This is a genomic window from Streptomyces sp. NPDC051136 (assembly GCF_044455745.1).
In the GTDB taxonomy this organism is placed as follows: Bacteria; Actinomycetota; Actinomycetes; order Streptomycetales; family Streptomycetaceae; genus Streptomyces.
In genome coordinates this window covers 622,664-637,263 of the sequence record NZ_JBITFE010000003.1, presented here as the reverse complement: position 1 = coordinate 637,263, position 14,600 = coordinate 622,664, and the positions used below count along the sequence as shown (strand labels likewise).

At 73.5% G+C, this 14,600-nt stretch carries 13 protein-coding genes; 3 read left to right on the top strand and 10 right to left on the bottom strand.

The window, feature by feature from the left end; genetic code table 11:
* Nucleotides 1–7: 7 nt before the first annotated feature.
* A complete protein-coding gene (locus ACIBCJ_RS12115) occupies nt 8–775 on the bottom strand; it encodes an ANTAR domain-containing protein (protein ID WP_362510704.1) in 768 nt (255 codons plus the stop codon).
* A 207-nt stretch (nt 776–982) separates the two neighbouring features.
* On the opposite strand from ACIBCJ_RS12115, the gene ACIBCJ_RS12110 reads away from it, so the two are divergent.
* Nucleotides 983–1,405: an STAS domain-containing protein gene (locus ACIBCJ_RS12110; RefSeq protein ID WP_362510707.1), complete on the top strand. Its 423-nt coding sequence runs from the start codon at nt 983–985 to the stop codon at nt 1,403–1,405.
* Between the two features lie 9 nt (nt 1,406–1,414).
* Nucleotides 1,415–1,885, top strand: coding sequence for a PPOX class F420-dependent oxidoreductase (locus tag ACIBCJ_RS12105; RefSeq protein WP_133889909.1), 471 nt, complete (start codon nt 1,415–1,417; stop codon nt 1,883–1,885).
* Nucleotides 1,886–2,085: 200 nt separating this feature from the next.
* Here ACIBCJ_RS12105 and ACIBCJ_RS12100 read toward each other — a convergent pair whose 3' ends face one another.
* The 8 genes from ACIBCJ_RS12100 to ACIBCJ_RS12065 all read right to left on the bottom strand — a co-directional run bounded on the left by ACIBCJ_RS12100 (nt 2,086) and on the right by ACIBCJ_RS12065 (nt 12,443).
* On the bottom strand, nt 2,086–2,844 hold the full coding sequence (locus tag ACIBCJ_RS12100; RefSeq protein ID WP_365979646.1) for a TetR/AcrR family transcriptional regulator: 759 nt from the start codon (nt 2,842–2,844) through the stop codon (nt 2,086–2,088).
* 144 nt (nt 2,845–2,988) lie between these two features.
* On the bottom strand, nt 2,989–4,491 hold the full coding sequence (locus ACIBCJ_RS12095; protein WP_365979558.1) for an MFS transporter: 1,503 nt from the start codon (nt 4,489–4,491) through the stop codon (nt 2,989–2,991).
* 58 nt (nt 4,492–4,549) lie between these two features.
* On the bottom strand, nt 4,550–6,766 hold the full coding sequence (locus tag ACIBCJ_RS12090) for a glycosyltransferase family 39 protein (protein ID WP_365979557.1): 2,217 nt from the start codon (nt 6,764–6,766) through the stop codon (nt 4,550–4,552).
* Nucleotides 6,763–8,148, bottom strand: coding sequence for a bifunctional glycosyltransferase family 2/GtrA family protein (locus ACIBCJ_RS12085; protein ID WP_365979556.1), 1,386 nt, complete (start codon nt 8,146–8,148; stop codon nt 6,763–6,765). The genes ACIBCJ_RS12090 and ACIBCJ_RS12085 overlap by 4 nt, the downstream gene beginning before the upstream one ends.
* Before the next feature lie 14 nt (nt 8,149–8,162).
* Entirely contained in the window at nt 8,163–9,713 is a 1,551-nt protein-coding gene (locus ACIBCJ_RS12080) for a HAMP domain-containing sensor histidine kinase (protein ID WP_362100049.1), read from the bottom strand.
* Complete coding sequence (locus tag ACIBCJ_RS12075; protein WP_362510722.1) at nt 9,710–10,447, bottom strand: response regulator transcription factor; 738 nt, start codon at nt 10,445–10,447, stop codon at nt 9,710–9,712. The genes ACIBCJ_RS12080 and ACIBCJ_RS12075 overlap by 4 nt, the downstream gene beginning before the upstream one ends.
* A gap of 129 nt (nt 10,448–10,576) precedes the next feature.
* Nucleotides 10,577–11,479 (bottom strand): amidohydrolase family protein, encoded by a 903-nt coding sequence (locus tag ACIBCJ_RS12070; RefSeq protein ID WP_365979555.1) that lies wholly within the window; start codon nt 11,477–11,479, stop codon nt 10,577–10,579.
* A gap of 82 nt (nt 11,480–11,561) precedes the next feature.
* Nucleotides 11,562–12,443 carry a DUF2797 domain-containing protein gene (locus ACIBCJ_RS12065; protein ID WP_365979554.1) on the bottom strand — a complete coding sequence of 294 codons (882 nt, stop codon included), beginning with the start codon at nt 12,441–12,443 and terminating at the stop codon, nt 11,562–11,564.
* A 98-nt stretch (nt 12,444–12,541) separates the two neighbouring features.
* Between ACIBCJ_RS12065 and ACIBCJ_RS12060 the strand changes: the two genes are divergently transcribed.
* A complete protein-coding gene (locus ACIBCJ_RS12060; protein ID WP_365979553.1) occupies nt 12,542–12,895 on the top strand; it encodes a helix-turn-helix domain-containing protein in 354 nt (117 codons plus the stop codon).
* A 46-nt stretch (nt 12,896–12,941) separates the two neighbouring features.
* Here ACIBCJ_RS12060 and ACIBCJ_RS12055 read toward each other — a convergent pair whose 3' ends face one another.
* Nucleotides 12,942–14,429 (bottom strand): penicillin-binding protein 2, encoded by a 1,488-nt coding sequence (locus ACIBCJ_RS12055; RefSeq protein WP_362100065.1) that lies wholly within the window; start codon nt 14,427–14,429, stop codon nt 12,942–12,944.
* Nucleotides 14,430–14,600: the final 171 nt, after the last annotated feature.

Sequence of the window (14,600 nt, the reverse complement as noted above, 5' to 3'; positions counted from 1 at the left end):
TGTCCCCTCAGCGCTCGGTCACGCCTCGGCCGCCCGGGCCCGCGTGGGCGTCGACGATGCGGCGGGCCAGGTCGCGCAGTTTCACGTTCTCCCGCTGCGACGCCTTCACCAGCGACTCGAAGGCGGCGGCCGCGTCGATGTCCAGGCGCTCCATCAGGATGCCGGTGGCCTGGCCGATCAGGTCCCGGGTACGCATCGCCTCGGTGAGCTGCTCGCGCACGGTCGCCGATTCCAGGGCGAGGGAGACGTGCGCGGTGAACAGCCGCCCGACGCGGGTGGCGTCCTCGTCGAAGGCCTGCGGCTTGCGGGCGTAGGCCGTCAGCACGGTCAGCCGGCGCCGGTCGGTGCGCAGCCGCAGGGACAGCGCCGAGCGCAGGCCGAGCCGGGACAGGGTGTTGCCGCCGCCGTCGGCCTCGCTGTCGTCCGTGCGCACCACGGGCGTGGTCCACAGGCGCTCCCAGTCCGGGTGCGGGATGTGACCGCCCTGGCCGCCCTGGCCGCCCGGTCCGGGCTCGGCGTCGAACCGTACGGTCTCGTCGGTCCAGGCGAGGGTGCGCAGCCGGCCGCCGCGCTGGATCTCCGAGATGCCCGCGTGCTCGGCTTCGGGCAGCAGGCGTACCGCCAGTCCGGCGGCGGTGCTCAGGGTGTCGCCGGGGGTGCTCGTGCCGTGCAGGTCCCGGGCCGCCGCCGTCAGGGCTTCGGCCAGCTCGAAACCCGCCGGAAAACGCGGCAAATCAGTAAATTCGGACGCAGCCACCACGAACCTCTTCGGCATGCGCGGCCTCACGGCCGTGCGCAGGAGAGCTCCGCAGCACATTCCCGACTGCGAGCACAGGACGAACAGCACTTTAGCTGCTCGGTTGCCTGCCGGTGACGTTCGGTCGACGGACCGGGCGGACGCCTTCCGCGCCCCAACGCCGCGTGGTGGAATGGGCGCAGGGTCAGGAAGCGGCCCGCCGAGAACCCGACGGACGTCTGTCAGGTGAGCGCCGTGCCCTTCCTCTCCCAGTCCGGTGAGCCCGGTGAGCCCGGTGCGCCGAGTGAGCCACGGGATCCGCCCGGGTGCGCCGTGCTCGCGATGCCCGACGAGATCGACTTCTGCAACGCCGCGGGGCTGCTGCCCCTGATCACGGCCGTCGTGGAGCAGCGCGGCGACACCCTGCGCCTGCTCGTCCTGGACCTCTCCACGACCCGTTTCATGGACTCCCAGGGGGTCCGTCTCCTCACCGCCGTGCGCCACGTCCTGCCCGGGGCCGCCCGGCTGCGCGTGGTGGCCGTCCCGAGGGGTCTGCCGAGCCGCGTCCTGGAACTCTCCGGCCTGCGCCGCGACGTGCCGGTGCACGACGACCTCGCGGAGGCGCTGGGCGCGGTGAGCGGGACGGCGGGGAGCGGCGCGGCGGCCTAGGCTGGCGGCATGGCACCGAACATCGCGACGAACACCCGTGTTTCGCTGGACGAGTTGCTGGACTTCGTGCGCCCCCGGCACCGGGCGATCCTGCTGACCCGGCGGGCCGACGGGAGCCCTCAGGGGTCGCCGCTGACCTGCGGGGTCGACGACGCCGGGCGGATCGTCGTCTCGACCTACCCCGAGCGGGCCAAGACCCGCAACGCGCGCCGTGATCCGCGGGTCAGCCTCATCGTGCTCAGCGACGAGTGGAACGGCCCCTGGGTGCAGGTCGACGGCACCGCGGAGGTCATCGACTCGCCCGACTCCGTGGAACCGCTCGTGGAGTACTTCCGCAACATCTCCGGCGAGCACCCCGACTGGGACGAGTACCGGCGGGCCATGGTCGCGCAGGGCAAGTCCATCGTCCGGGTGACCCCGCAGAAGTGGGGACCGGTGGCGACGGGCGGCTTCCCGGCCCGGCTGGCGTCGGACGACTGAGGGCGGCCGACTGAGGCCGGCCGACGGGGGCCGGGATCGGCCGACGGGGGCCGGGATCGGCCGACGGGGGCCGGGATCGGCCGACGGGGGCCGGGATCGGCCGACGGGGGCCGGGATCGGCCGAGGCCGCTTGCCGGCCCGGCCGGCGCCGGACGACCGAGGCCGGCCAGGGCCGGCCGGGGCGTCCGTCCGGCGCCGGGTCAGCCCCGCTCGACCATGGCGTCGATGCCCGCGACGAGCAGGTCGAGGGCGAACTCGAAGTCCCGGTCCAGCATCTCCGCGACGGTGTCGCCGCCGCGGGCCGCCATGATGTCCTGGGCGCTCTCGATGACGCCGGCGGTGTCCGGCACCTCGGTCACGGCGCTCATCGAGTCCCGGTAGTACTCCTCCGGGCTCAGCCCGGTGTCCGCCACCCGGGCGAGGAAGCGGCCCTCGATGGTGCCGTAGCCGTAGACGAACTGGAAGACGGCGGAGATGGCACCGGAGAGACGGTGCGCGGGCAGCCCGCTGCGGCGCACGACGTTCTGCACCGCCCGGGAGAAGGCCAGCGAGTGCGGCCCGATGTTGAGGTAGGTGCCGACCAGCGGGGACGACCAGGGGTGGCGCCCGAGCAGCGCCCGGTTCTCCCGGGCGAGCGCGCGCAGTTCCTCGCGCCAGTCCAGGCCGGCGCCCGGGTCGGGGGGGCGCAGCTCGCCGAAGACGGCGTCCAGGGCGAGTTCGAGCAGCTGGTCCTTGGTGTCGACGTACCAGTAGACGGACATCGCGGTGACGTTCAGCTCGGCGGCCAGGCGGCGCATGGAGAACCCGGCCAGACCCTCGGCGTCCAGCAGCCGGACGGTGACCCGGGTGATCCGGTCCCGGTCGAGACCTGACGGCTGACCGCCACGGCGTCCGCTGCGCCGCCCCTCCCCCGACAGCCACACGCTGTCCCGCGGCCCCTGACGCCCTGCTTTCGCCATGCGCACCTTCCCCTCGACTCCGTCGATGCCGGACATGCTAGGCGCCTCTTCAGGGGCGCGGTGCGTGACCATGTGCGGCTCCGTCCGCGGGCCCGACCAGCCACGACGATCCCGCGTCCACCCGACTGCCCCGCTCCCGGGCCCTCAGCCGTCCACCCGCTCCGCCCGCCGCAGCAGCACCGCGGCCACCACCCCGCCCAGCAACACGGCCACCGCTCCCACCAGCTGACTGCTCTCCAGCCCCGAGGAGAAGGCGTCGATGACCCGTCCGCGCTCCCGCTCCCCCTGCGCCGAGGCCAGCGCGGCCGGCAACGACGTCGCCGCGACCGGCGCCAGCGCCGCGAACCGGGAGTTCAGCACCGCGCCGAGCACGGCCACGCCCAGCCCGTTGCCGAACTCCGCCAGCGTGCCGTTGACCCCGGCGCCGACCCCCGCCCTGGCCGGCGGGATCGCGCTCATCAGTGCGTGCGCCATGGCCGGATTGCCCAGCGCGCACCCCACGCCGATCAGCAGCAGCCCCAGCAGCGTGCCGGCGTAGCCCTGCCCGGTCAGCGTGGCGATGGCCACCAGGCCCGCCGCCATCAGCACCATGCTCAGCAGCACTGCCACCGGAGTGCCGAGCCGGGCCAGCCACTTCGCCGCCACCCCGGAGAAGTTGAGCAGCACCACCGTCAGGGCCAGCGGCGCGGTGCGCAGCCCGGCCTCCAGCGGGCCGTAGCCGAGGACGAACTGCAGGTGCTGGGTGAGCAGGAACAGCGCGCCGCCCATGCCGAAGGTGATCAGCACGAGCCCGGCCACCGCGCCGGTGAACCGCTGGTCGCGGAAGAGGCCGAGGTCGAGCATCGGGTACGGGACGCGGCTCTCCCAGTGGCCGAAGAGGGCGAGCACCCCCACCGCGACGACGGCCGTGGCCAGGACCCGTGCCGACGTCCAGCCGTGCTCGGGGCCGGAGATGACGGCGTAGACCAGTGCGGCCATGCCGATCGTGGAGAGGACGGCGCCGAGCAGGTCGGGACGCTCGCCCTGCCGGTTCCTCGACTCCGGGACCAGGGTCACGACCGCGAGCAGACCGAGCGCCACGACCGGCAGGTTGATCAGGAAGATCGCCCCCCACCAGAAGTGGTCCAGCACGAAGCCGCCGATCAGCGGCCCGCAGGCGAAGCCGAGCGCGCTGACCGCGCTCCAGACGCCGATCGCCTTGACGTGCTCGGCGGGCGTGAAGATCTGCATCACGACGGCGAGCGTGGTGGTCAGCAACAGGGCGCCGCCGACGCCCATGCCGGCCCGCGCCGCGATCAACTGGCCGGTGCTTTCCGCGAGTCCGGCCGCCAGCGAGCCGAGCCCGAACAGGGCGAGGCCGGTGGCCAGCATCTTCTTGCGGCCGTACCGGTCGGCCGCGCTGCCCGCGGTGAGCAGCAGGCCGGACTGGACCAGCGAGTAGGCGTTGATCATCCACTGGATGTCCGACGTGGCCGCTCCCAGCTCGTCGGTGAGCGAGGGGATGGCGACGTTGAGGACGGTGTTGTCCAGGACCACCGTCAGCTGGGCCAGGCTGATGACGGCGAGGATCAGCCAGCGCTGCGGATGGCCCTGGGCGGTGGGTGCGGTCTCCCGTGCCTCGGCGGATTCCCGGGGTGATGTCGTCATGCTGTACAGCGTATAGGGCTTGTCCTGTACGCTGTACAGCGATCGGACGTCCGAGGGGTCAGTCCGTCGGCGACGTGAGGTCGTAGAAGGTGGCCGAGCCTGCCGTGACCTCCTTGAAGTGGGCCTCTACCCACGAGCTGATCTGCGACGCGGTGCCGGAGTCGCCGCCCATGCCGCCGCCCGTGCCGCCGATGAAGTAGTGGATCCTGCCGTCCGCCACGTACTCCTCGAACTGCGCCAGGGTCGGTGACGGGTCCGTGCCGTTGAAGCCGCCGATCGCCATCACCGGTTCACCGGTGCCGAGCTGGTAGCTCGCGGCGTTCTGGGAGCCGATCGCGGCCGCGGCCCAGGTGTAGGCGTCGGCGTCGGCCTCCAGCAGCTTCTTCGCCTCGGAGCCGACGTCGGCGCCGTTGAGGAGGCCGCCCATGCCGCCGCCCATGCCACCGCCCATGCCGTCGCCCGCGCCCGTCCGGCCGCCTTCGCCGGTGGGGGCGCCGCCCGTTCCTCCGGCCGGACCGTTCCGGTTGGTCCCGCCGGTTCCCGGAGCGGTGCCGCCACCGGGGAAGCCGCCGCCGGCCCCCGGACCGCCCTGACCCTGCCCCGGGTTCTGGCCCTGCCCCTGGCCGGGTGCGTTGCCGCCGCCCGGGAAGCCTCCGCCGGGGCCACCGCCCCGGCCGCCGCCGCCCGGGCCGCCGCCCATGCTCGCGCCCGCCGGGCCGGCCGTGACGATGGAGCCGCTGTGCCCCTCCCGCACGGTGCTCAGCGTGTACGCGGTGGGCGCGGCCAGCGACGCCACCAGGCCGAGGCCCGCCGCCGCGAGGGCGGTCCGCCGCCCCAGCCGGCCGGCGAAGACCAGCCCGAGCGCGGCGACCAGACCGCCGACCAGGACAGGCACCCGCAGCCAGGGCAGGTAGTCCGGCGTCCGGTCGAGCAGGACGTACCCCCAGGCCGCGCTCGCCGTGACGGCGGCGGCCAGGGCGAGCGAGGCCCAGATCCGCTCGCGGCGCTCCCACAGCGTCGCCGCGCCCATGCCGACGACCGCCGCCAGGTACGGCGCGAGGGCCACCGTGTAGTACTGGTGGAAGATGCCTGCCATGTAGCTGAAGACGGCCGTGGTCATCAGCAGCGAGCCGCCCCAGACCAGGAAGGACGCGCGCGCGGTGTCCGTGCGGCCCGCGCGGCGCACGGCGATCAGTCCCGCGACGAGCAGGATCAGGGCGGCCGGGAGCAGCCAGGAGATCTGGCCGCCGATCTCGGAGTTGAACATCCGGTCCCAGCCGGTCTCGCCCCACTGCCCGCCGCCCCCGCCACCGGGGCCACCGCCGCCGCCGACGCTGCCGCTCTCCTCGCCGTTGAGCCGGCCGAGGCCGTTGTAGCCGAAGGTCAGCTCCAGGAAGCTGTTGTTCTGCGAGCCGCCGATGTACGGCCGGGACGACGCCGGCCACAGCTCGACCACCGCGACCCACCAGCCGCCGGAGACGACGATCGCGGCGGTCGCCAGCGCGAGCTGCCCGAGCCGCTTCCTGAGCCGGACCGGTGCGCACACGCCGTGGACGAGAGCGAGCGGGGGCAGGATCAGGAAGGCCTGGAGGGTCTTCGCCAGGAACGCGAAGCCGATCGCGACGCCCGCCCACACCAGCCACCTGGTCCGGCCGTCCTCCAGCGCCCGTACGACGAGGTAGCAGGCGACGGACATCAGCAGCGCGAGGAGTGCGTCCGGGTTGTTGAACCGGAACATCAGCGCCGCGACCGGGGTGAGCGCCAGCACGGCGCCCGCGATCAGCCCCGCCGCCGGACTGAACCGGCGGCGCACGGCCGCGTACACGACGGCGACGGTGCCCACCCCCATCAGCACCTCGGGGACGAGGATCGACCAGGAGGAGAGGCCGAAGATGCGCACCGCCAGCGCCATCGGCCACAGCGCGGCCGGGGGCTTGTCGACGGTGATGGCGTTGCCCGCGTCGAGCGACCCGAAGAAGAACGCCTTCCAGGACTGGCTGCCCGCCTGCACGGCCGCCGAGTAGAAGGAGTTGGCGTAGCCGGAGGCGCTCAGGTTGCAGAGGTAGAGGACGGCGGTGGCCAGCAGGAGGCCGAGGAACGCCGGCCGCACCCAGGCCGGGTCCTCGGGGCGGCCGCGCCACAGCCGTCCGGGCCGGGGCCGCCGTGGCGGGCGCACCTGCCGGTGGGCGGGCGCGGCGGACGGCGGGCCCCCGTCCTCGCCGCCGGGGGCGCGCGAGGCGTCGGCGGGCGCGGCCGGGTCGTAGTGCGTCGTCATCGGGCGTCCCTCGGGTCGGTGTCGGCGGGGCGTACCGGCCGGCGCCGCACGGCGGCGTCGCTCCGGCCGCGGTACGCGCCGGCGGGGTGGGGTTCGGGAAGGCGGTGCTCCGGTACGCGGGGCATCTGCGGGTGGGCCTCGGGTGCCGCGTCGGGGAAGACCCAGGCGCGGAAGAGCAGGAAGCGCAGCACGGTGGCGGCGAGGTTGGCGGCGATCAGCACGGCCAGTTCGGTGGAGTGGTCCGGGTCGGCCGTCGCCGCGCTCAGGGCGGCGAGGGAGCCGCTGGTCAGCGCGAGGCCGATGCCGAAGACGACCAGCCCTTGCGCCTGGTGCCGCACGGCGCCGCCCCGGCCGCGCACGCCGAAGGTCAGCCGCCGGTTGGCGGCGGTGTTGGCGACCGCGGAGACCAGCAGCGCGAGCGCGTTGGCGAGCTGGGAGCCGGCGACGTGCCGGAAGCCGCTGTAGAGGAGGAGGTAGAAGAGGGTGGACAGGACGCCGACGACACAGAAGCCGACGAGTTGCCGGGCCAGCCCCTGCGGTACGCCGGTCAGGTCGCGGTCGCGCGGGTCGTCGCCGAAGGGGCGGCTCAGCCGGTCCAGCGGCAGCGAACCGGTGGCCAGGGCCTTGCCGACCCGCCACACGCCTCTGAGGTCGTCGGCCGCGGTCCGCACGATGTGCACGGTGGAGTCGGGATCGTCCACCCAGTCGACCGGCACCTCGTGGATCCGGCACCCGGCGCGCTCGGCGAGCACCAGCATCTCGGTGTCGAAGAACCAGCCGGTGTCCTCCACCAGCGGCAGCAGCACCTGGGCCACGTCCCGGCGGATCGCCTTGAAGCCGCACTGGGCGTCGGAGAAGCGGGCCTGCAGGGAGCCGCGCAGGATGAGGTTGTAGCTGCGGGAGATGAACTCGCGCTTGGCACCGCGCACCACCCGCGAGCTGCGGGCGAGCCGGGAGCCGATCGCGAGGTCCGAGTGACCGGAGATCAGCGGGGCCACCAGCGGCAGCAGCGCGTTGAGGTCGGTGGAGAGGTCCACGTCCATGTAGGCGAGGACCGGGGCCTCCGAGGCCGACCAGACGGTCCTGAGGGCCCGGCCGCGCCCCTTCTGCTCCAGCCGGACGGACCTGACCTCCGGGAGGTCGGCCGCCAGACGGGCCGCGATGTGCGGGGTGCCGTCCGTGGAGGCGTTGTCGGCGACGGTGACGCGGAAGGCGTAGGGGAACGTCCGGGTGAGGTGAGCGTGCAGTCGGCGGACGCACGGCCCGAGGTCCTTCTCCTCGTTGTAGACGGGGATCACTACGTCCAGGACAGGCGTACCGGCTCCTGCGGCCGGGAGGTGCTCCCGCGCCGGCAGGGAGCCGGGAGAAGAGTCGGTTCGCATGGGACCGACTGTTCTCAACTCCCCTGTCGCACCCGTGTGGTGAGACTGTGCTGCGCCTGTGAGTGCCCCGCCGGGCCGGGGCCGTCCTGAGCGGCCGGCAGCCACACGGTGAACACCGTGCGCCCCGGCGCGCTGTCGACAGTCACGCCACCACCGTGCGCGGTCGTCACGGCCTGCACGATCGCCAGCCCGAGGCCGGTCGAGCCGGACACGCGGGAGCGCGCGGAGTCGCCGCGCGCGAACCGCTCGAAGACGTGCGGGAGCAGGCCGGCGGGGATGCCGGGTCCGTTGTCCGCCACGTCCACGCACAGCCACCGGCCGTCGCTCCGCACACGCGCGGTGACGGTCGTGCCCGGCGGGGTGTGGTTGCGGGCGTTGCCCAGCAGGTTGACCAGCACCTGCTGGAGCCGGGCCGCGTCCGCCGACACCAGCGCCGGTTCGTCCGGCAGGTCGAGCCGCCAGGTGTGGCCGAGGCCGGCCGCGCGGGCGTCGCTGACGGTGTCCACGACGAGCGGTACGAGGTCGGTCGGACCGAACTCCAGCGGTCGTCCGGCGTCCAGCCGGGCGAGCAGCAGCAGGTCCTCGACCAGCAGGGTCATGCGGCCGGCCTCGGACTCGATGCGGCCCAGCGCGTGCCGGGTGTCGGGCCCGACCTGTTCGCGGCCCCGGCGGGTGAGTTCGGCGTAGCCCCGGATGGAGGCGAGGGGGGTGCGCAGTTCGTGGCTGGCGTCGGCGACGAACTGCCGTACCCGCATCTCGCTCTGCTGCCGGGCGTGCAGGGCTCCGTGGACGTGGTCGAGCATCCGGTTGAGCGCGGAGCCGACCCGGCCGACCTCGGTGTGCGGGTCGCACTCGGACGCCGCCACCCGTTCGTCGAGGTTCACCTCGCCTGCGTGCAGCGGAAGTTCGGAGACCCGGCCGGCGGTGGCGGCGACCCGGCGCAGGGGGCGGGTGGCCACGCCGACGATGACGGCCCCGGCGAGGGAGGCGGCGACGAGCCCGGCCGCGGTGACGCTCGCCTCCACCAGGATCAGGGTGCTGATGGTGCCGTCGGCCTCGGCGGTCGGCAGGCCCGCGTAGTAGCCGTCGTGGTACTCGACGCGGTAGTCGCCGAGACCGGGGATCGCGACGGTGTGCGGGTCGCCGTCCCGGGGGACGGAGGCGAGCGCGCCGCGCTGGTCCTCGTCGAGGGAGACCGCGGTCGTCCTGCTGGGCTCCGTGCTCTCGTCGTTCTTCTCGCCGTACTTGGCGTCGACGACGGCGCCGTCCCGGGTCTCGGCGACGATCGTGTCACGCGGCTGGGGGCCGCCGTGGGTGACGAACTCGTCGAGGTCGACCCGCTGCGGGCTCACCGCGCCGGGCCCCGGCTCACCCGGCGGCCCGAACCCGGACACCCGCCTCGCGACCTCGCCCACCTGCCCGTCCAGCTGCTCGTACAGGTGCGAGCGCAGCGCCACCGTCGTCACCGTGCCGATCACCGCGCACACCACCGCGATCAGCGCCACGGACGCGACGACGAGCCGCGTCCGCAGGGTCCGCGGCCGCGGTCGTCGCCGCCGGGTCATGCCGCGGGCTTGATCAGGTACCCGGCGCCGCGCCGGGTGTGGATCATCGGCTCGCGCCCCGCGTCGATCTTCCGGCGCAGGTACGAGATGTACAGCTCCACGACGTTGGCCTGCCCGCCGAAGTCGTAGGACCACACGCGGTCCAGGATCTGCGCCTTGCTCAGCACCCGCCGCGGGTTGCGCATCAGGAAGCGCAGCAGCTCGAACTCGGTGGCGGTCAGATGGATGCCGTCGCCGCCCCGGGTGACCTCGTGACTGTCCTCGTCGAGGGTCAGGTCACCGACGACCAGTACGGAGTCGGAGCGCCGGTCGGCGGCGCCCGAACGCCGGATCAGTCCGCGCAGCCGGGCGACGACCTCCTCCAGGCTGAACGGCTTGGTGACGTAGTCGTCCCCGCCCGCCGTGAGGCCCGCGATCCGGTCCTCGACGGCGTCCTTGGCGGTCAGGAAGAGCACCGGCACGTCCGGCAGGTCGCGGCGCAGCCGCCCCAGCACGCTCAGGCCGTCCATGTCGGGCAGCATCATGTCCAGTACGACGGCGTCGGGCCGGAAGTCGCGCGCGGCCTGGACGGCGCCGTGGCCGTCCCCGGCGCTGCGGATCTGCCAGCCCTCGTAGCGCAGGGCCATGGACAGCAGTTCGGTGATGGACAGCTCGTCGTCCACTACAAGCACCCGGACGGGGCTCCCGTCCGGCCTCAGCAGTTCGGTGCGCCCCTGGGGCGAGGTCGTGGTCATGCCGGACACCCTGGCGGGGTGCTCTGAGAGGGCCCTTTCCCCAACCTGTGATTTCTCTGAGAAACGCACAGGGCCGCTCGCTCAGATACCGCTCGGGCGGCGCCGCTCAGTCCCCCTCGGAACCGCCGCTCACTCCTCCGCGGTGCCGCCGGGCAGCCCGAACAGCCGGGCCGCGTTGTCGTGGCACACCCCGCGCAGCCACGCGTCCCCCAGCCCGAGCCGCTCCAGGGCACGCAGCTGGTGCAGGTAGGGATAGGGGATGTTGGGGAAGTCGGTGCCGAGCAGGACGCGGTCGCCGAGGTCCGCCAGCCGGGGCAGCGCGCGGCGCGGGAAGGGCGCGAGCCGCTCGCTGAAGTCGGTGAACACCATGGTGGTGTCCAGCCGCACCTCCCCGTACCGCCCGGCGAGGTCCAGGAAGTCCTCGTACTCGGGCATGCCGAGGTGGGCGACGACCAGGCGCAGCCGGGGGTGGCGGGCCAGGACCCGGGCGATCGGCTCGGGCCCGGTGTGCTTGCCGGGCGCCGGGCCCGAACCGCAGTGCACGACCACCGGGACCCCCGCCTCGGCGAGCACGCCCCACGCCGCGTCGAGCAGCTCGTCGGCCGGGTCGTACGCCCCCACCTGCACGTGCGCCTTGAAGACCCGTGCCCCGTCATCGACGGCCCGCCGGACGTACGCCTCGACGCCCGGCTCGGGGAAGAGGGTGGAGGTGTGCAGGCAGTCGGGCGTCCGGCGGGCGAATCCGACCGCCCAGTCGTTCAGCCACTGGGCCATGCCCGCCTTGTGCGGGTAGAGCATGGCGGTGAAGGCCCGCACCCCGAACGCGCGCAGCAGCTGGGCCCGTTCGTCCTCCTCCTGCCGGTAGGTGATCGGCCACTCGACCCCGCCGGTCAGCGGCCCGAGGGCGTCGAAGTAGGCCCAAACCTTGCGCAGCACGCGCTCGGGCATGAAGTGCGTGTGCACGTCGACCAGCCCGGGCAGCCCGAGCCCCTCCCAGAACCGGCGGACCTGCCCGGCCTCCTGATCACTCATGCGGCCACGATCGCGCCCCGCGCGCCCCTGGACAAGGGGGTCGGGAACAGGGGCGCCCCGGGGAGTGGCCCGGGAAGCGAGGTCAGAACAGCCCGTCCTGTACCCCGGCCGCTCCTTTGAGCTCCCGCACGGGCACGGCGCACGGCTCGCCCTCGGCGGACACCAGCTCCCACCCCGTCATCAGCCGGGTGTCGAGCACCACGACCCCGCGCTCCGTCGCCAGATGCAGGTCCGGCCCGGCCGCCGCCACCAGCGCACCCCCGATCGCGCCGCCCGCCACCAGCTCGGCCACTTCCGCCACGGCGGCCGGCCCGCGCCCCGGTCCCCCGATCCCGAAGACACCGGCGTGATCGACCCCCCGGAACGGCTCCGGCGTCAGCGCCTCCGGCCAGCCGCCGAGGGCCACCGCCCGCGCGTGCAGGCCGGCGATCTCGGACGCCCGCTCCGCCTCCGACTCGGGCACATGGGCCCGCACGGCGCGCTTGTGGGCGTACGGGATGCGGTCGGGCACGCCCAGCGCGGCGCCCAGCAGCTCCTCGGTCCTGCGGGCGGCCATCAGCGGCCCGCAGCCCAGCCAGGTGAAGCAGACGGCTCCCTGCTCCAGCAGCCGGGCGGCTCCCCTCTCCCGCGCGGTGATCCCCACCTTGACGAGCCCGGGACCGAACCACGCCAGATAGACGCGGTACGGCCGCGGATCGTCCGCCACGGTGTCGGCGGCCACGGAATGGGCCCGGTCGAGGCGCGCGCACTCCTCGCACCGCGCTCCCGTGCTCCGCCCCGGCACGCCGGCCCGCACGGGGCACGCGTGCCCGCGAGCCCCCACACAGGTCCGCACACCCCCCTCGGCGACCCCGAAGGCCATCCGCTTCCCCCGGGCCGGCACACTGCGCCGGCCCCCGACCCACGTCAGCACGGGGCCGTCCGCCGACCACCGCAGCCCCGCGCACTTCCATGCCTGTGCCATCCCCGCCGACAGTAGAGGACCCCACTGACAACGCCCGGCGACGGAAGCGGGCGGGCACTCACTCCTGGTGAGCGCCCGCCCGGACGTACCGTACGGTCATGGTGGAAAGTGAAGCGGTCTGTCCCGAGCGCCTGGTCATGGAGCACGTCACCAGCCGCTGGGGCACCCTGGTCCTGATCACCCTGCTGGAGCGCGCCCACCGCTTCAGCGAACTGCGCCGGGAGATCGGCCGGGTCAGCGAGAAGATGCTGGCCCAGACCCTGCGGACGCTGGAGCGCGACGGCCTGGTCCACCGGGACGCCAAGCCCGTGATCCCGCCCCGCGTGGACTACTCCCTCACCGACCTCGGCCGCGAGGCCGCCGAACAGGTCCGGGACCTCGCGCGCTGGACGGAGCGGCGGATGGCGGCGGTCGAGCGGGCCCGCGCGGCCTACGACGCGGCGAGACCCTGACCCACCGCCGTCCGCACCGGCTCCACGCCGTCACGGCGTTGCGCCGTCACGGCTTCAGCACGGCCTCCATCACGCTCTTGGCGATGGGCGCGCCGAGCCCGCCACCGGAGATGTCGCCGCGGGAGATGTCCATGTCGGTCGGGTCGATGAACACGGCCACCGCGACGGAGGACCCGTCGTCCTTCTTGCCGTAGGACACGAACCAGCCGTACGGCACCTCGTCGTTCACGTCGACACCGCGCTGGGCGGTACCGGTCTTGCCGCCGACCGTGATGCCGTCGATCTGGGCGCGGCGGGCGCTGCCCTCCTTGGCGGTGAACTCCATCATCTCCTGGACCTTCTGCGCGGTCTCGGCGGAGACCGCCTCGCTCATCACCGCGGGCTCGGTCTTCTCCAGAGTGTCCAGGTCCGGGCCCTTGACCTCGTCGACGATGTAGGGCTGCATCACCTTGCCGTCGTTGGCGAGTCCGGCGGTGACCATGGCCATCTGCATCGGCGTGCTGGTGAGGCTGCCCTGGCCCATGCCGGTGAGCGCGGTGCCCGGCGCGTCGAGGTTCTCGGGGTAGAGGCTCTTGGCGGCCAGCAGGTCGCCGAAGTCGTCGGAGTAGACGTCCTCGTTGAAGCCGAACTTCTCGGCCGTCTCGCGCAGCTTGTCCTGGCCCAGCCTGGAGGCGGCGTCGAGGAAGACGTTGTTGCAGGAGTGCTGCATGGCGGTCTTCATCGACGCCTTGCTGCACACCGCGTCACCCGCCTCGCTGCCGATCTTGTTCCGGGACTGCGGCAGCGGGTACGGGGAGACGGCGTCCGTGCGGGCGTCCACGTCGGTGACGATGCCGTGCTCCAGCGCGGCGGCCGCCGTGAGGATCTTGAAGGTGGAGCCCGGCGGGAAGGTCTCCCGCAGCGCGCGGTTCGCCAGCGGCTTGTTCTTCTTCTTGTCGAGCGCCACGAAGCGGTCGGACTCCTTGAAGGTGCTGCCCGCGAACGCCGACGGGTCGTAGGAGGGCGCCGAGACCAGCGCCAGCACCTTCCCGGTCTGCGGGTCGAGCGCGACCACGGCGCCCCGGGCGCCCTTCAGGTCGGTCAGCCCGTCCCAGGCGGCCTTCTGCGCCTTCGGGTCGATGGTGGTGACCACCGAACCGGGCCGCCGCCCCTCGCCGCTGACCACGTCGGCGAACCGCTGGAAGGCCAGCCGGTCGTCCTTCCCGGTGAGGATGGAGTCGTAGGTCTTCTCCAGCAGCGTCATGCCCTGCGCCTGCGAGGCGTATCCGGTCACGGGCGCGTACATCGGCCCGTCGGCGTAGGTGCGCTTGTACTTGAGGTCGGTGCTCTCGGTCTCCTTGGAGCCGGTGACCGCCCGGCCGCCGACGACTATGTCGCCGCGCGGGGTGGCGAACTGCTCGATCTGCACCCGCCGGTTCTTGGTGTCGGAGGCCAGCTCCGGGGCACGGACGTACTGCAGCCAGTTGGCGCGGACCAGCAGGCCGAGCACCAGCAGCCCGCAGAAGATCGCCACGGCCCTCAGCGGCTTGTTCACCGTCGGCCTCCGTCGAGACGCGGCCGGTCGGATATGAAGACTGGTCCTCTCAACATGCGCACACCTTAGACACAGTTGGGCACTGTGATCACGTCCGGCCGGCCACAACCGCCGTGTCGTCCGACTCCCGGCGCCCCTGGCCTCGAATCCCGTCGGCGAGAATCGGTCGGA

Excerpts from the sequence above, each read along its gene's own strand:
- ACIBCJ_RS12105 (WP_133889909.1), top strand. The coding sequence starts at position 1,415 with ATGGCACCGAACATCGCGACGAACACCCGTGTTTCGCTGGACGAGTTG.
- ACIBCJ_RS12090 (WP_365979557.1), bottom strand. The coding sequence starts at position 6,766 with ATGACGACGCACTACGACCCGGCCGCGCCCGCCGACGCCTCGCGCGCC.
- ACIBCJ_RS12100 (WP_365979646.1), bottom strand. The coding sequence starts at position 2,844 with ATGGCGAAAGCAGGGCGTCAGGGGCCGCGGGACAGCGTGTGGCTGTCG.
- ACIBCJ_RS12115 (WP_362510704.1), bottom strand. The coding sequence starts at position 775 with ATGCCGAAGAGGTTCGTGGTGGCTGCGTCCGAATTTACTGATTTGCCG.
- ACIBCJ_RS12095 (WP_365979558.1), bottom strand. The coding sequence starts at position 4,491 with ATGACGACATCACCCCGGGAATCCGCCGAGGCACGGGAGACCGCACCC.
- ACIBCJ_RS12080 (WP_362100049.1), bottom strand. The coding sequence starts at position 9,713 with ATGACCCGGCGGCGACGACCGCGGCCGCGGACCCTGCGGACGCGGCTC.
- ACIBCJ_RS12085 (WP_365979556.1), bottom strand. The coding sequence starts at position 8,148 with ATGCGAACCGACTCTTCTCCCGGCTCCCTGCCGGCGCGGGAGCACCTC.
- ACIBCJ_RS12060 (WP_365979553.1), top strand. The coding sequence starts at position 12,542 with ATGGTGGAAAGTGAAGCGGTCTGTCCCGAGCGCCTGGTCATGGAGCAC.
- ACIBCJ_RS12070 (WP_365979555.1), bottom strand. The coding sequence starts at position 11,479 with ATGAGTGATCAGGAGGCCGGGCAGGTCCGCCGGTTCTGGGAGGGGCTC.
- ACIBCJ_RS12075 (WP_362510722.1), bottom strand. The coding sequence starts at position 10,447 with ATGACCACGACCTCGCCCCAGGGGCGCACCGAACTGCTGAGGCCGGAC.
- ACIBCJ_RS12065 (WP_365979554.1), bottom strand. The coding sequence starts at position 12,443 with ATGGCACAGGCATGGAAGTGCGCGGGGCTGCGGTGGTCGGCGGACGGC.